General features: G+C 67.1%; 19 protein-coding genes. 8 read left to right on the top strand and 11 right to left on the bottom strand.

Going from position 1 to position 20262, the window contains the following annotated elements:
- Positions 1–155: 155 nt before the first annotated feature.
- The gene (locus B3611_RS04940) at positions 156–1562 is read right to left on the bottom strand and encodes a sodium/glutamate symporter (protein ID WP_291313971.1); all 1407 of its coding nucleotides are present in this window, start codon (positions 1560–1562) and stop codon (positions 156–158) included.
- A gap of 110 nt (positions 1563–1672) precedes the next feature.
- On the opposite strand from B3611_RS04940, the gene B3611_RS04935 reads away from it, so the two are divergent.
- Positions 1673–2743: a hypothetical protein gene (locus B3611_RS04935; RefSeq protein WP_291313970.1), complete on the top strand. Its 1071-nt coding sequence runs from the start codon at positions 1673–1675 to the stop codon at positions 2741–2743.
- Positions 2744–2798: 55 nt separating this feature from the next.
- Here the strand turns inward: B3611_RS04935 and B3611_RS04930 are convergent, their stop codons facing one another.
- The 3 genes from B3611_RS04930 to B3611_RS04920 form a co-directional block, all read right to left on the bottom strand.
- Positions 2799–3218, bottom strand: a complete 420-nt coding sequence (locus tag B3611_RS04930; protein WP_291313969.1) for a hypothetical protein — start codon at positions 3216–3218, stop codon at positions 2799–2801.
- Between the two features lie 54 nt (positions 3219–3272).
- On the bottom strand, positions 3273–3707 hold the full coding sequence (locus B3611_RS04925) for a hypothetical protein (RefSeq protein ID WP_291313968.1): 435 nt from the start codon (positions 3705–3707) through the stop codon (positions 3273–3275).
- A gap of 115 nt (positions 3708–3822) precedes the next feature.
- On the bottom strand, positions 3823–4614 hold the full coding sequence (locus tag B3611_RS04920; RefSeq protein WP_291313967.1) for a carbon-nitrogen hydrolase family protein: 792 nt from the start codon (positions 4612–4614) through the stop codon (positions 3823–3825).
- Positions 4615–4714: 100 nt separating this feature from the next.
- Here B3611_RS04920 and B3611_RS04915 point away from each other — a divergent pair, with 100 nt between their 5' ends.
- The 3 genes from B3611_RS04915 to B3611_RS04905 are packed head-to-tail and all read left to right on the top strand — an operon-like array spanning position 4715 to position 7947.
- Positions 4715–4972 (top strand): hypothetical protein, encoded by a 258-nt coding sequence (locus B3611_RS04915; protein ID WP_291313966.1) that lies wholly within the window; start codon positions 4715–4717, stop codon positions 4970–4972.
- On the top strand, positions 4969–6150 hold the full coding sequence (locus B3611_RS04910) for an alpha/beta hydrolase (protein ID WP_291313965.1): 1182 nt from the start codon (positions 4969–4971) through the stop codon (positions 6148–6150). The genes B3611_RS04915 and B3611_RS04910 overlap by 4 nt, the downstream gene beginning before the upstream one ends.
- Positions 6151–6183: 33 nt before the next feature.
- Entirely contained in the window at positions 6184–7947 is a 1764-nt protein-coding gene (locus B3611_RS04905) for a pyruvate dehydrogenase (RefSeq protein WP_291313964.1), read from the top strand.
- A gap of 70 nt (positions 7948–8017) precedes the next feature.
- Here B3611_RS04905 and B3611_RS04900 read toward each other — a convergent pair whose 3' ends face one another.
- From B3611_RS04900 to B3611_RS04880, 5 genes are all read right to left on the bottom strand, one after another.
- The gene (locus tag B3611_RS04900; RefSeq protein ID WP_414646303.1) at positions 8018–8368 is read right to left on the bottom strand and encodes a heat shock protein transcriptional repressor HspR; all 351 of its coding nucleotides are present in this window, start codon (positions 8366–8368) and stop codon (positions 8018–8020) included.
- Between the two features lie 73 nt (positions 8369–8441).
- A complete protein-coding gene (gene dnaJ, locus B3611_RS04895; protein ID WP_291313962.1) occupies positions 8442–9632 on the bottom strand; it encodes a molecular chaperone DnaJ in 1191 nt (396 codons plus the stop codon).
- Positions 9633–9781: 149 nt separating this feature from the next.
- Complete coding sequence (gene grpE / locus B3611_RS04890) at positions 9782–10465, bottom strand: nucleotide exchange factor GrpE (protein WP_291313961.1); 684 nt, start codon at positions 10463–10465, stop codon at positions 9782–9784.
- 41 nt (positions 10466–10506) lie between these two features.
- Complete coding sequence (dnaK, locus tag B3611_RS04885) at positions 10507–12348, bottom strand: molecular chaperone DnaK (RefSeq protein WP_291313960.1); 1842 nt, start codon at positions 12346–12348, stop codon at positions 10507–10509.
- Positions 12349–12587: 239 nt separating this feature from the next.
- Positions 12588–14108 (bottom strand): aldehyde dehydrogenase family protein, encoded by a 1521-nt coding sequence (locus tag B3611_RS04880; protein WP_291313959.1) that lies wholly within the window; start codon positions 14106–14108, stop codon positions 12588–12590.
- Positions 14109–14278: 170 nt separating this feature from the next.
- Between B3611_RS04880 and B3611_RS04875 the strand changes: the two genes are divergently transcribed.
- Entirely contained in the window at positions 14279–15766 is a 1488-nt protein-coding gene (locus tag B3611_RS04875; protein WP_414646299.1) for an AI-2E family transporter, read from the top strand.
- Between the two features lie 107 nt (positions 15767–15873).
- Positions 15874–16398 carry a type 1 glutamine amidotransferase domain-containing protein gene (locus B3611_RS04870; protein WP_291313958.1) on the top strand — a complete coding sequence of 175 codons (525 nt, stop codon included), beginning with the start codon at positions 15874–15876 and terminating at the stop codon, positions 16396–16398.
- An 82-nt stretch (positions 16399–16480) separates the two neighbouring features.
- Here the strand turns inward: B3611_RS04870 and B3611_RS04865 are convergent, their stop codons facing one another.
- Both B3611_RS04865 and B3611_RS04860 read right to left on the bottom strand, forming a co-directional pair.
- On the bottom strand, positions 16481–17038 hold the full coding sequence (locus B3611_RS04865) for an endonuclease (RefSeq protein WP_291313957.1): 558 nt from the start codon (positions 17036–17038) through the stop codon (positions 16481–16483).
- A 3-nt stretch (positions 17039–17041) separates the two neighbouring features.
- Positions 17042–17599 carry a nucleosidase gene (locus tag B3611_RS04860; protein ID WP_291313956.1) on the bottom strand — a complete coding sequence of 186 codons (558 nt, stop codon included), beginning with the start codon at positions 17597–17599 and terminating at the stop codon, positions 17042–17044.
- Between the two features lie 71 nt (positions 17600–17670).
- On the opposite strand from B3611_RS04860, the gene B3611_RS04855 reads away from it, so the two are divergent.
- Complete coding sequence (locus B3611_RS04855; RefSeq protein ID WP_291313955.1) at positions 17671–18732, top strand: lipoate--protein ligase family protein; 1062 nt, start codon at positions 17671–17673, stop codon at positions 18730–18732.
- A 120-nt stretch (positions 18733–18852) separates the two neighbouring features.
- Positions 18853–20205 (top strand): FAD-dependent oxidoreductase, encoded by a 1353-nt coding sequence (locus tag B3611_RS04850; protein ID WP_291313954.1) that lies wholly within the window; start codon positions 18853–18855, stop codon positions 20203–20205.
- Positions 20206–20262: the final 57 nt, after the last annotated feature.

The following is a 20262-nucleotide window of genomic DNA, read 5'->3' as shown; positions in this document are numbered from 1 at the left end:
TGTTTGTCGCATTAGGTGTAACGCGCCACAAATTGAGTGTGTTCCACTCAAGAGAAAATTTCTTCGCGGAAAGTTGAGCCACACCAGCTCAAGCTCGGAGGCGGCACGAAAAAGCCCCTCCACCGGGGCGGAGGGGCGGCAAGCAGGGTCGGCCGCTAGTCGGAGTTGATCAACTTGGCGCGCGTGATGCCGCCGTCGGGCCCGCCGAGCACCTCTCCGCGAGTCTTCCAGGCGGTGCCGTGCTTGTCCGCGGGCACCCACTTCAGGGCAAATGCGACCACCAGCACGGCCACGGCGATGGCGAAGGACGCCCAGCCGAATGCCGTCGTGAAGCCCGCGATGACCGCGATGGGCGCGAGGATCGTCATGCCGATCTCGAAGGGGGCGAAGCCGACGTAGGCCACGCCGTACTCGTTGAGGGTGCCCGACTTGAGCTTCGGGTCCACCATCTTGAGCAGGGCGATGCCCGTGGCGACGGCCGCCGTGGCCCAGCCCCAGCCGAAGATGCCGCGCTCGAGCCAGTACTCGCCGAAGAAGAGCGGCCCGGCCCATAGCATCCACGCCACGCAGAAGATGGTGCCCAAGACGAACATAAGCACTAGTGCCTGCCAGTACCCCGCCAACGCCGCCGGGACAATGGAGGCGATGCCGAAGGCGATCATGTAGTCCGTCGCCGCGCCGGAGATGGTGGTGATGGTTTCCTTGTCCAGGAACTCGTGGCGTCCGGTCGCGCGCAGCAGGATGCGGCCGACGAGCCCGACGATGAAAGACATGGCGAACAAGGGGATGGAGACGTTGGACCACTGGTCCTTGATCGCGCTGTTGGCCAGGTAGGCGATCAGCACGGTGAAGATGATGAAGCCGCCGTGCAGGGCGAGGGGCTCGATCGATGAGGGGTTCGTGGTCGCCTTGCCGATCGACGGGCGGTCGTCGAGGTTGCCGATGTAACCGGTGCGCAGGTCCTCCGGCAACTTACCCTGCAGCTCGGTGGCCTTGCCCTTGCGGATACCCCAGTTGGCCACGATCACGCCGCCCACGATGGCCACGAGCGTGCCCACCGTCGCGGAGGTGAAACCGATCGAGGACGCGTCGGCCACCCCGATCTCCCCCAGCGAGGAACCGACGGCGGCTGCGGTGCCGAACCCGCCCACGAAACCGACGGGCAGCATCATGCCGAACCAGGGTTCGGTGCCGAACAGAGGGGCGAACAGGTAGAGGCCGAGAAGGACGAACAGGCCCCACTGCCCCATGAACATCGAGGTGGAGTAACCCCACATGTTGCGCGCACCCGAGGCCACCGAGCCGCCGAGGTCCATGGAATACGCCATCGAGGCGAAGACCACCGCGATGAGGATCGTCGTGTAGGTGCCCATCTGGTCCGACCAGTCGATCACACCCGCGACCTCCGGGCCTAGGACGAGACCGATGAGACCGGCCGTGATCGGCGCGGGCAGGAGCAGCGACTGCAGCAGCTTGATCCGGTTGCGCAGCGCGTTGCCGACGATGAGGAGGATCGAGATCCAGCCGATGTCGAGCAGCAGCGTGTACGGGGTGTATTCCATTGACGGTCCCTCCCGGAGACACGGGAGCCCGCGAGCCCCCTGACTGAGCGGATATATACGTGAGCCTAACTGAACCTTGCGGCTTTCCCTCAATCAGTACCCTGGCATTCATGGGCGATTTCACAGCTTTGACAGGGCGCCTCGACGCCGCCGCGCCATTGCTCCGGGAGCGGTTCCTCACGACGCTCATCAGCGAGTTCCCCGCCGCGCGCGGCTTCTTCCCCGAATCCTCCACGGCAGTTCCACGCTCGCTTGTCGACGCCCTCTCCTGGCTGCTCCGGAACACGGACCCCGACACCCCGGACGGGCCGATGTTCCCGGAGGTAGTCCGCCGTCTGCACGCCGCGGCGCTCGACCTGCGCCGGTTCGGCTTCCCGCCCGAGGCCTACCCCACCTTCGCCGAGGTGGCGGGCCGGGTTCTGGCCGACACCGTTCCCGCCCCCGCCGACGAAATGGGGCGCGCCACCTGGGTGATCAACGCCGCGGCCGCGGAGATGGCCCGCGAGGCCGCCGCCGCCGACCTGGCCGGCATCCCCGCCGCCACCGCCGCGCGGGTCGTCTCCGTCGACGGGCGCGGGCCCGGTGGGCGCGTCAAGGTGGTGCGTCTCGAGGCGAGCATGCCCCTGGGCTACCGCCCCGGCCAGTGCGTTCCGGTGATGCACGTGGACCGCCGCGGGGAGTGGACAACCCTCGCCCCCGCCCTGCCCTCGAACCCCTACGGCCAGCTGGAGTTCCATGTCACGGACGAGCTGCCCGCCGGGGTGGGCGATTACGTCACGCTGGGTGCCGCCCGCGGACCCGTGGTCGCGTGCGGGGAAGGCGACCAGCTGGTCATCGTCGCGGCGGGCACCGGCACCGCGGCGGCCAAGGCCCTGGTGTTCGGTTTCCTGGAACAGGAGGCCAGGCCACGGGTTCACCTCGTCCTCCTGCCCGGCGGGGCCGGCTCGGTCGATGCGGGGTACGACACGGAGGTCTTCGGGGCTCTGGCACACCTGCACCCGTGGCTGCGGGTGACGCAGGCGGAATCTCCGGAGGTTCTCGCTCTCGATCTGGTGGGCGGGCGCCGCGTGGCGGTGTGCGGGCCGTCGAAAAGCGTCGGCACGCTCGCGCACTCCCTGCGGGGATCCGGTGCCGCGGAGGTGATCGAGCTGGCGTCCGATGCTCCGGCGGACTGGGGTTAGGGAAGGGTAAGGAGCCGGTGCGGGAGAACCAGCCGGTGCCTGCCGGGGACCGCACTCAGCGGTGGCGACGTGCGCGGCCGCTACCCCGGGAAAGTAAAGCCGCGGTGCCGGCAAGCAGCGCGAGGGAGACGTAAAGGTAAACGGCCGCGTAACTCAGCGGCGGAAAGTGGACGAGAATAAGCCCGGTGCCGAGCAGTGTCACGGCGGCGGCGACCCACGTAACCTTTCTGATCGCCCCGTGGAATGCGGCTTTCCCCGGCGTGGGCCGGGCGGCTACCCACGTTAGAAGCATCGCCAGGGTGACAGCGTCGGACATGAGCGTGAGAATCAGAGCCGCGACCAGGGCGAGTCCGCCGCCCACGTTCGTGTCCATCCCCTTGTGGCCCATGACCGCGTAGGCGAGAAAAGCAACCGCGGTCAGCCCCCAGATCAGGTGCGAACCCCACGCTGAAACGGAGCAGGATGCGCCCGCCATTCGGGAACGGGAGCCCGCCCCGGGGGTCCCGCTTGGGCCGTGGATTGGACGCGGTCACGCCAGTGACTCCGGCCCGCACTGTTTGACCCCCGCAGCGCGGATCCGGGACACAACCAATGCCAGCGCGGCGGTAACGACCGCGCTGGCCAGCAGGTATATGGAAGGGGAACTCGTCACGGGGAAATCGGTCATCAACGTCAACCAGGCGAAGAAAGTGGTCCCCGCTGCCACCCGTAAGACGAACCCCGGCCGGGGGAGTGTGGTGCCCCCTCCGCCGTCGGCAGGCGACCACGCCCACGCAACCAGCAGGGCCAGGGTGACCGCCTGGGCGAGACGGACAAGGTCGTAACCCAGAACGAAAGCGGCCGCCGCACCGAAATTCGTCTCGGTTCCCCTGTACCCGGTGATGAGAAACACCAGGAACGACACAAAGACAAGAAACCAGAGAGTCTTGGCCAGGACGGTGCACATTGTGGACAATCCGCGCATGTTCGGGCCACCTTTCGTTTGCCCAGCGAACGGTTAGTTTACCCTAAGCAGTTTCGCGTACGGGCCGAACGAGTGAACGGCTTTCCGCCCGCCTTGAAGCAGCCCAATAGCGCCCCTAAAGCAGGGGAAGCGCCCGGCGCGCTTCCGCGACCTCCCCGAGATCAATGTCCGCGTAGAGGATCTCCTCGCCGTAGCCGGCCTCCGCAATGCGCTTGCCCGTCGGCGACACCACAACGGAGTAACCGATCCCGGTCGGCCCGCTGGCCTCCCCCGCCTCCGCCTCCCCGCCGGGGCGCGCCTGGTCGGCGGCCGCGATGTAGACCCCGGTGTCGAGTGCGCGTGCGACGGTCAGGGTGCGCCACTGCTCGAGCTTGCCCTCCCCGTCCGCCCAGCTGGTGGGCACCACGATGACCTCGGCGCCGAGGCGGGCGAGGTCCTTGAACTGCTCGGGGTAGCGGATGTCGAAGCACGTGGCCACCCCCACCACGGTGCCTTCGTGGGCAAACGTGACCAGGTCCGATCCCGGCTTCACGGTGTCCGACTCGCGGTAGTCGTAGGCGTCGTAGCAGTGGATCTTGTCGTACCCCTTGTGCACACCGTCACCCGTGATCAACGCGGTGTTGTACACGCGGTTGAGCTCCCCATTTGAGTCCGCCGGGCGGAACATGCCCGCCACAATCGTCACGCCGAGCTCCGCCGCCAGGTCGCGCATCGCCGTGGCGAACGTACCGTCAAGCTCCTCGGCTTGGGTGTCCAGGCGCCCCTGGTCGAAGGCCTGCATCGTCGCCTCGGGTAGCACGATGAGAGTCGCGCCCGCCCCGGCGGCCTCGCGGACCTTCGGCGAGATAAGCTCGAGGTTCTTTTCTTTATCACCCGTGGTGGTGACCTGCAACAGCGCAATCTTCATGCAGCCACAATATGTGGAAAACACGCGGCCCACCATGAGTTGTCCACAACCCCGCGGGCGCACCCTTGTTCGCACCCGACGCCGCCCGCATCCTGTCCACATGGATTTCCTGCAGATCAGCTCGGACACCGCACCCACCGCCCGCACCTCCCTGCCAGATTGGCCCGACCTCCCCACCGCCCACCTTTCACCGGGCAAGCTGTCCTCGGCACTGGCGGAGGAACAGCAGCGCTGGGCGGCGCTTATCGACGACACCACCACCGCAGTCCGCGCCCACACCGCCGCCCTCGCCGACTTCGCCGAAGATGTCCGCGACCTCGATGAGGATCTCGCCACCGCCCTGGGAGGAGGCCTGTGACCGCCACGTACACCCCACGCCTGCGTCCCGCCGAGCTGGCCCGCGCCGCCGAGCTGGTCGGTGCCGCATCATCCCTTGTCGGCGCTCGGGGAGCGGACGCGCGCGGTGCCGCCAGCGCGATCGCGGGTACCGGGTTCGAGGGTCCCGCCGCCGATGCCGGGCTGGCCCGCCTTACTGGATTCGGCGTCATCCTTCTCTCCCGAGGTGAGTTGCTGGCGAACGCCGCCCGCATCCTCTCCGCCGCCGGCGCCGCGCAGGCGGAGTTGGACCGCTTCGCGGACCTCCTGGTCCACGTCCCGCACACGCAGGCCATCGAGTGGTTGAACATGCTCTCCTGGCTACTGGACACCACCGCAGCGCGGGCCCTGCGCACCGCGCTGATCGGCAGCGATGACGGCGGGTTCGAGGAGCTGGTCCACCGCCCCCTGGAACCGCTCGCGGACATTCACGCCTCCCACCTCGCCACCGTCCCCGCCGCGACGGCGCAGGTGGTGGAGGCTGCGGGCGGGCTCATACTCGAATCAGGCGCCGGCCGCACCACCGTAATCGTGGGGGACGTGACCGACCCCGAGCGTGTGACCACCCTTGTCGCCGGGGTCTCCACCGGGAAACCCGGGAAGCTTTCGGGGGAGGTGGAGAAGGCGCTGAGGATTGCGGAGGCCACAGGCGGTGCGGTGGTGGTGTGGGAGGGGTACCGGCCCCCGCCCGATGTTCCCGGGGGGCTCAACCCCGTCGCGGCCCGGGAGGGCGGTGAGAGACTCTCCGCGTTCCAGATGGCGCTGGAGGAACGTTTCCCCGACGCCCGCAAGTCCGTGGTCGCCCACAGCTACGGCACGGTGGTGGCCACCCGGGCCGCCACGGAGGCGGGACTGTGGGCCGACGATGTCTGGCTGCTCGGCTCCCCCGGTGTGCCCGCACACTCGGCCTGCGATTACCGGCTCCACGGCGACAACCCCCAGGTGTACGTGGTTGACGGTGATTCCGACCCCGTCACCCTCCTGCGCCGCGGTGGGCGCGCCGTGCACGGCACATCCCCATCGGACCCCTCGTTCGGGGCGGCCGTGGTCGGGGGCGTGGAGGGCGGCCATTCCGCGTACTTCACCGATCCCGACTGGCTGCGCGCGATCGGGGAACCCCCGGGCGGGTCAAATGGGTGTACGAATGGAAAGGGCACATAATCCACATATCAACGTCACTAATCGGGGAGAACGATGGCAACAAACTTTGCTGAGCAGCTGGTGTCCAAGCTCGAGGAGCTTGGTGTCAAGCGCATTTACGGGCTCGTGGGCGACTCTCTGAACCCGCTGTCCGACGCAGTCCGCAACCACGACATCGAGTGGGTTCACGTCCGCAACGAGGAGGCCGCCGCCTTCGCCGCCGGGGCCGATTCCCTCGCCGCCGATGAACTCGCCGTGTGCGGCGGTTCCTGCGGCCCGGGCAACACCCACTTCGTGCAGGGGCTGTTTGAGGCGCACCGAAACGGTGCGAAGCTCCTCGCAATCGCCTCCCACATCCCCTCCCTCGAGATCGGCTCCTCCTTCTTCCAGGAGACCCACCCGGAGTACCTGTTCCAGGAATGCTCCTCCTACCTCGAGGTGGTCAATTCCGCCGACCAGGGTATGCGGATCCTGCACAACGCCCTCCAGAACACGATGGCGGGCAACGGTGTCTCCGTCATGGTTATCCCGGGCGATGTTTTCGCCGCCGACGTGGCCAAGGGCCCGCACACCGCGGATTCGGTCTACGCCACGGGCGAGAACAAGCGCGTTTACCCCGACCCCGCCGAGGCCGCCCGCCTCGTCGAGGCGATCAACGAGGCTGAGACCGTCACCATCTTCGCCGGTTACGGCGCGCGCCACGCGCGCGAGGAGCTGTTCGCCCTCGCGGAGAAGATCAAGGCACCCGTGGGGCACTCCTTCCGCGGCAAGATGTACATCGAGTACGACAACCCCTTCGACGTGGGCATGTCCGGCCTCCTCGGCTACGGCGCCTGCCATGAGGCATCCGAGAAGGCGGATCTGTTCCTCATGCTCGGCACCGACTTCCCGTACACGGACTGGCTGCCGTCCGGCAACGTGGGCCAGGTCGACATCGACGGCACCCACATCGGCCGCCGCACCACCGTGAAGTACCCGGTTGTGGGCGACGTGAAGAGCGTCATCGAGAACATTCTGCCCCACGTGGAGGAGAAGAAGGACCGCTCGTTCCTCGACGCCATGCTCAAGCGCCACGCGGAGCTCCTCGAGGACGTGGTGCGCAAGTACACCTCCGAAGCCCGCGAGTCTCGTGTGCCGATCCACCCGGAGCTCGCCGCGTCCGTGCTCGACGAGCTCGCGGATGACGATGCCTACTTCACCGTCGACACCGGTATGTGCAACGTCTGGTCCTCGCGCTACCTCACCCCGAACGGCAAGCGCGACGAGCAGGCGTCCTTCCTCCACGGCACCATGGCCAACGCCCTGCCCCAGGCGATCGGCGTGCAGGCGGCCTTCCCCGACCGGCAGGTCATCTCCTGGTCCGGCGACGGTGGCCTGGGCATGCTCATGGGCGAGCTACTCACGGTGAAGCTGCATAACCTGCCCATCAAAACCGTCGTGTTCAACAACTCCTCGCTCGGAATGGTGAAGCTGGAGATGCTCGTGGAGGGCTTCCCGGACCACGAAACCGACCACGACCAGGTCAACTTCGCCGCCATTGCGGAGGGGGCGGGCATCAAGGCCTACCGCATCGAGAAGCCCGAGGACCTGCGCCCGAAGCTGAAGGAGGCCCTTGCCTACGACGGTCCCGTGCTCGTCGACATCGTGACCGACCCGGATGCCCTGTCCCTCCCGCCGAACATCACCTGGGACATGATGAAGGGCTTCACCACCGCCGGCGTGAAATCCGTGCTGGACGGCGGCGTCGGCCGCATGGTGGATCTGGCCCGCGCCAACATCCGCCACATCGATGCCGCCGCCGCCATCACCTTCAAGTAATCACAGAAAACCGCCGGCCCACACACGTGGGCCGGCGGTTTCGCCGCATCTGCGTGGCGTGCGCGGTTTCTTACCGGGAGCTGCGGCGGCGTCGGTAAGCGGGTTCCCACGCCACCACCGCGGTCGAACGCGGAACGTGGACGAGCTCTCCACCGTGGCGCGACCCGGCGCTGAGGCGCTGCCTCAAGGCGTCGTTCTGCTCCCGCTGGTGTTCGAGCTCGGACTGGAGCTCCTCGATCTGGCTCGTGAGCTCCATGATCGTCTTGATGCCCGCCAGGTTCACCCCCTCCTCCTGTGAGAGGCGCTGGATGCGCTGCAGCATCTTGATGTCTCGGCCCGAGTACCGCCGCCCGCCTCCCGGGGTTCGGGCGGGGGTGACCAACCCGAGCCGGTCGTAGGTGCGCAGCGTCTGGGCGTGCATGCCCGTGAGCTCAGCGGCCACGGAGATGACGTAGTATTCCTGGTTTTTCTCTGCAGCCAATGTGCGTCACCTCCTACTTCAGGCCGCCCCAGCCGGCGCGGGGATCAAAACCAGAGTCCTTCTCCGCCTGGGTGTAGGCGCGAAGGGCGCTTGTGGCCGCGGGGTCTAGGTTTGTCGGCACCTTCACCTGCACGGTGACCAGCAGGTCGCCTGCACCGGAGCGCTTTGGCACGCCGCGGCCCTTCACCCGGAGGGTGCGGCCGTTCGGGGTACCGGCGGGAACCTTCACCTTGACGGGGTTGTCCAGCGTCGGCACGGTCACCGTTCCTCCGAGCGCGAGTTCGCCGAAGGAGACGGGGACGGTGACCTCGAGGTCGTCGCCCGAGCGGGTGAACACCTTGTCGGCGCGGACGTGGACGGTGACAAAGAGGTCGCCGGCGGGAGTACCGTTCGGCCCGGCCTCACCCTGCCCGGCGAGGCGAACCTTCTGCCCGTCGACCACGCCGGCGGGGATACGCACGGTGATCGAGCGGGTCCGGCGCACCGTGCCCTTGCCGGAGCACGTCGGGCACGGGTCCTCGATGTAGGTGCCCGTGCCGCCGCACTTGGTGCAGGGCCGCGCCATGCCGAAGCCGTTGCTGTTTTCCCGGATGTATCCGCTGCCGGAGCACTGGTCGCACGTGGTGGTCTTGCCCGACTTGGAGCCGGAACCGTGGCACGTGGTGCAGGGAGCGTCCCCGGTGAGCTCCACCGGGATGGTGGTGCCCCTGGCCGCCTCGCGGAAGTCGAGCGTTATTTCGGTTTCGACGTCGGCCCCCCGCGACGGCCGAGCGCTCCTGCCAGCACTGCCGCCGCGGTTAAAGAAGCTACCGAAGATATCACCAAGGCCGCCGTCTGCAGCTTGTCCACCAGCGGCGCTTCCGAAGATGTCTCCGAGGTCGAAGTCCCCCTGCGTCGTTGTCGTGCGAAACCCTCCCGGGAAGCCCGGGCCTCCTGCCCCTCCGAATCGGCCGAAGCCTCCGGAGTTGATCATGGCCTTGAGCTCGTCGTACTCCTTGCGCTTCGTTTCGTCGCCGATGACGTCGTACGCCTCAGCTACGCGCTTGAACTTCTCCTCGGCGGCCTTGTCGCCGGGATTGGAGTCCGGGTGGTTCTCCCGCGCGAGCCTGCGGTACGCCTTCTTGATGTCGGCGGCACTCGCGGTGGAGGATACCCCCAAGTCTCCGTAGTAGTCCTTGTTCGCCCATTCCTGTTGCATGGCCATTGGTTTCACCCTCCTTTCAGAAAATGTTACGGGTGTGCGGGTGGCTAATTCTGTTGAATTTTGTCTCTATCTAAGTAAAGCGCCGGGGTGAGCCCCGCCGGTCGTACGGCGCGATCTCTCCCCGGCGCGAAAGCCTCCCTCAATGGGGGCTAGTTGGCGGATCCCTCCGCCGCCGCTGACCCGTCACCCGAGCCGGTGGTGTCGGAGATGATGACCATCGCGTTGCGGACCAGGCGGTCCCCCACGCGGTAACCCTTGCGCAGGACGGTCCCGATAACCTTGTGGTCGCCGGTGGAAAGGTCCTGCACGGCCTCGTGGATCTCCGGGTCGAACTCCTCGCCCTCGGTGCCGAAGGGGGTGACCTTCTGGCCCTCGAGGAGGGTCCGGAACTTGCCAGCGAAGGCCTTGAGGGGACCCTCATTCAGGTCTCCATGCTGCTCCGCGAGGTCCAGCTCGTCGAGCAGGGGCAGCATCTGGGTGAGCACGGATGCCTTGGACTGCTCGGTGATCTGGGTGCGCTCGCGCTCCGTGCGCCGGCGGTAATTGGCGTACTCGGCGCTGACGCGCTGAAGGTCCTCGGTGCGCTCCGCGAGCTGCAGCTCGACATCCGAGACAGCGCCGTCACCGTCGGCATCGGCTGCCACCTCGGCCGCGGGCACGTCGGCGAGGTCCTCGTCCAGCGTCGCTGAAAGGGGATCCTCGTCGGCCTCAAGAGCCTCGGACTCCGCGGCCTCGTCGACCAGGGTTTCGGCCTGGTCCGGGGAGACGTACTCCTCGTCGCTGTTCTCCGGTGCGCCCGGGTCGGTGGGCATCTGGGGGTTCACGTTATTCATGTACGTTGCTCCTCCTGTTGGTGAGTGGGTTGCGCCGGTGACTACTTGGACGCGGAGCCGTTGGTGTCGTCGTCCTCGACAACCTCGGCATCGACAACGTTGTCGTCCGCCGGGGCATCGGCCTGGGTGGCACCGGCGTTGGCCTCGGCCTCGTACAGCGCCTTGCCCAGCTCCTGGGACTCGGTGGTGAGCTTCTCGACGGCGGACTTGATCGCATCCAGGTCGGTGCCCTTCAGCGCCTCGTCCACGGCATCAGCCGTCTCACCAACGCGGGTCTTCAGGTCCTCGGACAGCTTGTCGGAGTTCTCGTCCATGAACTTCCGGGTCTGGTAGGCCATGGACTCCGCGTTGTTGCGGGTCTCCTGCTCCTCGCGGCGCTTGCGGTCCTCATCGGCGTGCTGCTCGGCGTCGTGGATCATGCGGTCGATCTCCTCCTGGGAGAGGCCGGAGCCCTCCTGGATCTTGATCGTGTTCTCCTTGCCGGTGGCCTTGTCCTTCGCGGACACGGAGACGATGCCGTTGGCGTCGATGTCGAAGGTGACCTCGATCTGCGGCACGCCGCGCGGCGCGGGGGCGATGCCCGCCAGCTCGAAAGAGCCGAGCAGCTTGTTGGCGGAGGCCATCTCGCGCTCGCCCTGGAAGACCTGGATCTGCACGGAGGGCTGGTTGTCCTCGGCGGTGGTGAAGGTCTCGGAGCGCTTCGTCGGAATGGTGGTGTTGCGCTCGATGAGCTTGGTCATCACGCCGCCCTTGGTCTCGATGCCGAGGGAGAGCGGGGTGACGTCGAGAAGCAGCACGTCCTTCACGTCACCGCGCAGGACGCCCGCCTGCAGTGCCGCACCGAGGGCGACGACCTCATCCGGGTTGACACCCTTGTTGGGCTCCTTGCCGCCGGTGAGCTCCTTGACCAGGTCGGTCACGGCGGGCATGCGGGTAGAGCCGCCGACCAGAACCACCTGGTCGATGTCGCCGATGGACATGCCGGCGTCCTTGATCACCTGGTTGAACGGGGCCTTGGTGCGGTCCAGCAGGTCCGAGGTGATCTTCTGGAACTCGGTGCGGGTCAGGGTCTCATCGAGGAAGAGCGGGTTCTTGTCGGCGTCGACGGTGATGTAGGGCAGGTTGATGGAAGCCTGTTGTGCCGAGGAGAGCTCGATCTTGGCCTTCTCGGCAGCCTCGCGCAGACGCTGCAGGGCCATCTTGTCCTTAGTCAGGTCAATGCCGTTCTGGGCCTGGAACTTCTCGACGAGCCAGTTGACGATGCGCTGGTCCCAGTCATCGCCGCCGAGCTCGTTGTCGCCGGCGGTAGCGAGAACCTCGACCACGCCGTCACCGATCTCGAGGAGGGAGACGTCAAAGGTGCCGCCGCCCAGGTCGAAGACGAGGATGGTCTGTTCCTTGTCGGCCTTCTCCAGGCCGTAGGCGAGCGCCGCGGCGGTCGGCTCGTTGACGATGCGCAGCACGTTGAGGCCCGCGATCTGGCCGGCCTCCTTGGTGGCCTGGCGCTGCGCGTCCTCGAAGTAGGCGGGGACGGTAATGACGGCGTCGGTGACCTCGTCACCCAGGTATGCCTCGGCGTCGCGCTTCAGCTTCATGAGGGTGCGCGCGGAAATTTCCTGCGGGGTGTACTTCTTGTCGTCGATGTCGACGGTCCAGTCCTCGCCCATGTGGCGCTTGACGGAGCGGATGGTGCGGTCGACGTTGGTGACCGCCTGGTTCTTGGCGGACTGGCCGACGAGAACCTCGCCGTTCTTGGCGAAGGCGACGACCGACGGGGTCGTACGGGAGCCCTCCGCGTTGGCGATGACAACCGGCTCGCCGCCCTCGAGGACGGAGACGACGGAGTTGGTGGTACCGAGATCGATGCCTACTGCACGTGCCATGTTTTCTGTTTCCTCCTGTGGGAATTGTGTTCGCTTTAAGTTGATTGAGCCGGACTCAACTTCCGCGAACCACTATACACAACGTCCGCGATCGCTTGAGTCCATCGCACTCAATCTCTACAACGGGTGCCGCGCCAAATTTGTTCCCGACACACTCAACTTTTTTGTTGTCGCTGGCCAGCGACGAAAACCCGCCCGGCGGAGAGGGAGCGGGCGGGTCGTCGTCAAGCGGGCCGAGCCTAGAAGAGCCCGGTCTCCTGCTCAGAGTAGGAGACCAGCATGTTCTTGGTCTCCTGGTAGCGGTTGAGCATCATCAGGTGGTTCTCGCGGCCGATGCCGGACTGCTTGTAGCCGCCGAAGGCCGCGTGCGCGGGGTAGGTGTGGTACTGGTTCACCCACACGCGCCCCGCCCTGATCGCCCGCCCGGCACGGTAGGCGGTGTTTCCGTTGCGCGACCACACACCGGCACCGAGGCCGTAGATGGTGTCGTTGGCGATGCGGATGGCCTCATCGAAGTCCCTGAAGGTGACCACGGAGAGGACGGGGCCGAAGATCTCCTCCTGGAAGATCTTCATGTCGTTGGTGCCCTTGAACACGGTCGGCTCGATGTAGAAGCCGTTGTCCAGGCCGTCGATGCGGTTGATGTTGCCGCCGGTGAGCGTCTCCGCCCCCTCCTTCGGCCCGAGCTCGAGGTAACCGGTGATCTTGTCCATCTGCTCCTGGGAGGCCTGGGCGCCCATCATCACGTCGGTGTCCAGGGGGTTGCCCACCTTGATATTCCTCACGCGCTCGACGCCGAGGGCCAGGAACTCGTCGGCGATGGACTCGTGGACCAGGGCGCGCGACGGGCAGGTGCAGACCTCCCCCTGGTTGAGCGCGAACATGGCGAAGCCCTCGACCGCCTTGGCGCGGAAGCTGTCATCCCTGTCCATGATGTCCTCGAAATAGAGGGCCGGGGACTTGCCGCCCAGTTCGAGGGTGACGGGGATGACCTTGTCCGCGGCCGCCTTGTTGATGATCTTGCCCACCTCGGTCGATCCGGTGAAGGCGATCTTGGCGATGCGCTCCGACCCCGAGAGCGCCACGCCCGCCTCGTTGCCGAAGCCGTTGACGATGTTGACCACGCCCGCAGGGATGAGGTCGCCCACGATATCCATCAGGTAGAGGATGGAGGCGGGGGTCTGCTCCGCCGGCTTGAGCACGACGGCGTTGCCCGCCGCCAACGCGGGGGCGAGCTTCCATGCGGCCATGAGCAGCGGGAAGTTCCAGGGGATGATCTGGCCGACAACGCCGAGCGGCTCGTTGAAGTGGTACGCCACGGTGTCCTCGTCGATCTGCGAGAGCCGCCCCTCCTGCGCCCGGATCGCACCCGCGAAGTAGCGGAAGTGGTCAATGGCCAGCGGGATGTCGGCGGCTAGGGTCTCCCGCACGGCCTTGCCGTTTTCCCAGGTCTCCGCGACGGCAATCTCTTCCAGGTGCTCCTCCATGCGGTCGGCGATGCGGTGCAGCATCAGGGCCCGCTCGGCGGCGGGGGTTGCCCCGAAGGCGGGGGCGGCCTTGTGCGCGGCGTCGAGCGCCTTCTCCATGTCGGCAGCCTTACCGCGGGCGACCTGGCAGAAAACCTCGCCGGTGACGGGGGTGATGTTGTCGAAGTACTCGCCGTCGACCGGTGCGACCCACTCCCCTCCGATGTAGTTGTCGTAGCGCTCGCGGAACGTGACCTTGGAACCCTCGGTTCCCGGGTTGGGGTAGACGGTCATGGCGTGTCCTTCCTGATCGGGATCCGCCTGCGCGGGTCCTTTTGTTTGCAAAATATGGTTCACATCACACTACCGCTGTCACCTTGCGGTTGCCAGAGGCACGGGCATTCGCTTTGCGACGCCCCCCGCCTCTTCACCAAAAAGCGTGTGGTCTGGCACAATTGCGCACCGTGACTACACCCGAAAACAACAGGGCCCAGTCCGGGCGGCAGCCCCGCGACAACCGCGCCGGCGGGACCGGTGAGGACGACTTCGACTTCGTCGGCGCGCTCGATGCCGCGGTCCACCAACCCGAGATGTACCCCACCCCGGCGGATGCCGCGCGAGAGATGGCGGGCGACCCGATCGACCGCGGCGAGATCATCGCCTCGGACGGTCGCACCGCGGCCGCGTGGGCGCTGCGCTTCATCATCATCGTCGCGGCCTCCGCGCTCCTCCTCTACCTGCTGAAGTTCGTCTGGGTGGGCCTCCTCCCGGCGCTGCTCGCCTTGGTGGTGAGCACGGTTCTCTGGCCGCCGGTGCGCGCGCTGCGCAACCGCGCGGGAATGGCACCCGCTCTCGCCGTGTCGATTGTCCTGCTCGTCTTCTTCGGCCTCATCGCCGCGATCTTCGCCCTCATGGCTCCCCTAGTGCAGAATCAGGGCGGCCAGCTGATCACCCAGTCGCAGCAGGGCATCACCGACGCGGTGGCGTGGGCCGAGGAACGCTTCAACCTGGGCATCCTCGACAGCAGCCGCGTCCAGGAAACGCTGCAGCAGGTGACGGACTTCGTCCGGGGCCAGGCCTCGAACATCGCATCCGGGGTGATGTCGGGAATCGGCATCGTGGCTTCCGTGGGCACCACCCTGGTGCTCACCCTGATCCTCACCTTCTTCTTCCTCAAGGACGGCGACCGCTTCCTGCCCTGGCTGCGCAAGTACGTGGGCATCAAGTCCGGCTGGCACCTCACCGAGGTGCTTATGCGCTCGTGGAACACGCTGGCCGGGTTCATCCGCGCGCAGGCGATCGTCTCGGCCGTCGACGCCGTCTTTATCGGCCTCGGCCTGCTTTTGCTCGGTGTGCCCCTGTGGCCCGTGCTCGCGGTGATCACCTTCTTCGGCGGCTTCATTCCCATCATCGGCGCATTCACCGCCGGGCTGCTCTCCATCAGCATCGCCCTGGTCTCCAACGGCCCGGTGAACGCCCTGCTCGCGCTGCTGCTGGTTGTCGCCGTGCAGCAGCTCGAGGGCAACATCCTCTCCCCGATCCTGCAGTCCCGCGCCATGGGTCTCCACGCGGCCATCGTCCTGCTCTCCGTCACCGTCGGCGGCACCCTGTTCGGCATCGTCGGTGCCTTCCTCGCCGTGCCTGTCGCGGCCGTGATCGCGGTGTGGCTGAGCTACTGGGCGGAGATGACGGCCTTGCGCGCCGGGGAGATCACCGCTGACGACATCAAGATTTCCACCCAGCAGAGCCAGACCATGGACTCGCGCGAGGCCTTCCTCGCCGTACGCGCCCACCTGCGGGACATGGGCCGCCGCACCCGCCTTCCGGGGGCGGGGCGGAGCAGGCAGCCGCTCGGCTCCACCCGTCTCCCCCGCTCGAACGAGGCGCGGGAGACAGACCTCGACACGGAGCAGCCGGGCCAGACCCGGGCCATCGAGAAGGACGACCGCTAAGCGCTGCGGGTCGCTCCGAAGAGGCGGTGTGCAGGGGTTCTGCACACCGCTGCTTTTTTGCCTACGCTTGTCCCCGTTAGCACATACAGACGAAAGGACGAGGCTTCATGGCTGATCTTAACGGCAAGAACATCGCGATCATCGCGACCAACGGTTTCGAGGATTCCGAGCTGACCTCCCCCAGGGAGGCCGTCGAGGCCGCGGGGGCGACCGTCAAGGTCATCTCCACCGAGACCGGCGAGATCGAGGGAAAGAACGGCACCTCCGTCTCCGTGGACCTCACCTCCGCCGATGCGAAGGCGACCGACTTTGACGGGCTCATCCTGCCGGGTGGCACGGGCAACGCGGACACCATCCGCACCGATGAGGACGCCGTGCAGTTCGTCAAGGACCTGCGCGCCGCCGACAAGCCCGTCGGCGTCATCTGCCACGGCGGCTGGATTCTCACCGAGGCCGACGCCATCAAGGGCGTGAAGCTCACCTCCTTCAAGTCCCTCAAGACCGACCTGGTCAACGCCGGCGCGGCGTGGGTCGATGAGGAGGTCGTGGTGGACAACGGCTTCATTTCCTCGCGCACCCCGGATGACCTGCCCGCCTTCAACAAGGCGATTATCGAGCAGTTCGCCAAGTAAGGACTGCCAGGCGCGACGCGCCCGCCGGCAAACACGCCGGCGGGCGCGTCGTTCTGTAAACCCTGCGCCCGAGGCCAACCCCTCAGTGTTCGAGCGCGGCCCGGACCAGGTGCGCCGCAAAGCGGGGCAGGTCGTCGCTGCGCTTCGCCAGCTCACCCGGGTCGGTGGGCAACCCGAGCTTTACCGCCCCCTCCAGAGCCTTCTTGTCGAAGACGGGGGCGAGCTCCGGCCACACCCCCTGCGCTTCGCGAGCGAACATGGTGGCGCAGGCCGGTCCGACCCCGTCGAAGTCCTGGAGGCAGCCGGGAGCCGTCCCCCGCAGTGCGCGGAGGTCGCCGCCGTGCTCGTCGAGCAGCTTCGCGCTCATTTCGCGCAGTCGGGTGGCGGTGGATTCGTCGTAGCGCTTGTACCCGGTCTCGCCGAAGATGCGGATGAGCGTGGCGCGGCGGGCGGAGCGCATCTTCTCCGGCGTGGTCAGTCCGGCCGCGAACAGGCCGCGGGCCGCCTCGACCGCAACGGCCGCCTTGATCGGCTTCGCCTGCAGCATGCACAGAACGAGGAGCTGGAAGAGGGGTGCGGGGGCGTCGGAAAGCGTGATGCCCGCTTCCTCGGCGTAGGTGCGGGTGGAGGAGACATCCATGGTCTACAGGAGAGCGAGGGCGTCGTTGAGCTGCACGGCCGCCACCGCGAGGGACTCCGGCCAGGACACGTTGGAGGTCTCGTTGGCGTTGTCCGAGACCTGCTTGAGCATGGTCAGGGGGACGTCGAACTCGCGGCAGACGGCGGCCAGGGCGTAACCCTCCATGTCCACGAGGTCGCTCTCGCGGGCGAGCTCGTCGCGCAGGGCGGTGGTGTTGACGAAGGTGTCACCGGTGGCCAGGCGGGCTTTCGGGAGCGCGGTGTGCGTGTCAAGTTCGAAAAGGCGCGGGTAGACGAAGTCCGTCAGCCCGGAGACGTCGAGCACCCTGCGGTCGTGTTTGAGCACCGCGCCGACCTCGTAGACCCCCGCGGGGAGGTCGACGAGCGCTCCCGCCGTACCGACGTTGACCACCCGCTCCGGGGCGGGACCCAGCGCCAGGCGCCTGGTCAGCGCAATCGCGGCCGGAACCGTGCCTATCCCGGTGATGAGGACCTCGTGGTCCATGCGGGCGGTGATCTCGGCGGCCTCTTCCTTCATGGCCGCCACGACAAGAATGCTCATGGCCCCAAGGGTAGCGCCCGCCCCACGGTGGCCCGGCTGCCGTGTCCGCCTCCGCACGTATAGTCGCGCTCATGGCACAGCACCACTTCGAACTGAAGGTCAAGGACGGCAAACTCGTCGTCGCGGACATCACCGACGACGGCGAACGCATCACCGGCGCGGTCATCTCGGGTGACTTCTTCCTCGAGCCCGAGGAAGCCTACGACGCAATCAACCGGGCACTCATCGGCGCCGGCGTGGCGGAGGACGCCGCGGCGCTGGAGGAGCGCATCGGCCGCGCCCTCGCCGAGCTGGGGGAGGTGGACCTGCACGGGTTCACTGCCAGGGATGTCGCGGTGACCGCCCGGCGCGCTCTCGTGGACGCCAAGGACATCACCGACTACACCTGGGATGTCATCCACTCCCCCGTCCTGCCCTCCCCGGTGAACGTGGCGCTGGACCAGCACCTCCTCGACGAGGTCCGGGCGGGCCGGCGCAACCCCACCCTCCGCTTCTGGGAGTGGGAGGACCGGGCCGTGGTCTTCGGCTCCTACCAGTCCTACTCCAACGAGCTCGACCAGGAGGGGGTGGAACGCCACGGGATCGTGCCCGTGCGGCGCATCTCCGGCGGCGGCGCGATGTTCATGGAGGGAGGCAACTGCGTCACTTACTCCATGTACCTGCCCGAGGACATCGTCAGGGGCCTGAGCTACGTGGACAGCTACCAGTACCTCGACGCGTGGGTGCTCGCCGGACTGAAGTCCCTGGGGGTCAACGCCTGGTACGTGCCCATCAACGACATCACATCCGACGGCGGCAAGATCGGCGGCGCCGCCCAGAAACGGGTACCCGGGGCGGTGCTGCACCACACCACCATGAGTTACGACATCGACGCCGACAAGATGATGGAGGTGCTGCGCGTGGGCAAGGTCAAGCTCGCCGACAAGGGCCTGCGCAGTGCGAAGAAGCGCGTCGATCCGCTGCGTCGCCAGACGGGCGTGGCGCGCGAGGAGGTCATCGGGACGCTGATGTCCACCTTCATGTCGCGCTACCCGTCGCGCAGCGCGCAGCTTGACGACGCCGACATCGCCGCCGCGGAGAAACTGGTGGAGGAGAAGTTCGCCACCGACGCCTGGACCCGGCGCATCCCCTAGTCCCCGCCCCTCACCTGCGCCGATGCGCGGAATCGGCCGCCACCGGGTGTCGGCGGGGTTTGCCGTGTGGTCTATCATGGCCACGACTACCGCTTCCCCGTGGAAAGGAACCCACCCTCTATGAGTCTGCGCGTCGCCGTCATCGGCGCCGGCCCCGCCGGCATTTACGCCTCCGACCTCCTCATCCGCAACGAAGAGCACGACATCCACGTCGACCTGTTCGAGCAGATGCCCGCGCCGTTCGGCCTCATCCGCTACGGGGTCGCCCCCGACCACCCGCGCATCAAGGGCATCGTCACCTCCCTGCACCGCGTGATGGACAAGCCGCAGCTGCGCCTGCTGGGCAACATCCAGGTGGGCCGGGACATCACCATTGAGGAGCTGCGGGAGTACTACGACGCGATCGTCATTTCCACGGGCGCCGTGCGCGACCGCGAGCTGCTCATCCCGGGCGGTGACGCGTCGATAGGCGCGGCCGAGTTCGTCGGCTTCTACGACGGCAACCCCCGCTTCGAGCGCTCCTGGAACCTGGAGGCGCGCGAGGTCGCCGTCATCGGCGTGGGCAACGTCGCCCTCGACATTTCCCGCATCCTGGCCAAGACCGGCGACGAGCTGCTTGTCACCGAGATCCCGGACAACGTCTACGAGTCGCTGAAGAACAACCGCGCCGAGGTGGTCCACATGTTCGGCCGCCGCGGGCCCGCGCAGGCCAAGTTCACCCCGAAAGAGCTGCGCGAGCTGGACCTGTCCGACACGATCCAGGTGCTCGTCGACCCCGAGGACATCGACTACGACCAGCAGTCCGAGGAACTGCGCCGCGCCGACAAGTCGATCGACCTGAACTGCCAGGTGCTGGAGCAGTACGCGATGCGCGAGCCCGACGACAGCCCGCACAAGATCCACATCCACTTCTTCGAGGAGCCGGTGGAGGTGCTCAAGGAGGGCGACGCCGTCGTCGGCATCCGCACCGAGCGCCAGGAGTTCGACGGCCAGGGCGGCATCCGCGGCACCGGCAGCTTCACCGATTGGCCCGTCCAGCAGGTCTACCACGCCATTGGCTACCGCTCCGAGCCCGTCGAGGGCGTGCCCTTCGACCTCGAACGCAACGTCATCCCCAACGACGGCGGCCACGTGATGGACGGCTCCGAATTCGCCGACTCCCTCTACGTCACCGGATGGATCAAGCGCGGCCCGGTCGGGCTGATCGGCAACACCAAGTCCGACGCCAAGGAAACCACGGACATGCTCATCGCAGACGCCGACGCCGGCAAGCTGCGCACCCCCTCCCACACCGACCCGGACGCCATCCTCGGCCTGCTCGAGGAGCGCGGCATCGAGTACACCACCTGGGACGGCTGGTACCAGCTGGACAAGGCGGAGCGCACCGCCGGCGAGGAATGCGCCACGCACCCGCGCGAGCGCAAGAAGATCGTCGAGTGGGACGAGATGGTGCGCCACTCGCGCGGTAAGTAGCTGGAAAGGCCCTGAAGGCCGCGCCTTTCGACGCTGGGTGACATGTCACCTGGGGGG

Origin of the sequence: Corynebacterium sp. UBA2622, assembly GCF_002339505.1 — a bacterium.
Lineage (GTDB): Bacteria > Actinomycetota > Actinomycetes > Mycobacteriales > Mycobacteriaceae > Corynebacterium.
This window is presented reverse-complemented; position numbering and strand designations above follow the sequence as displayed.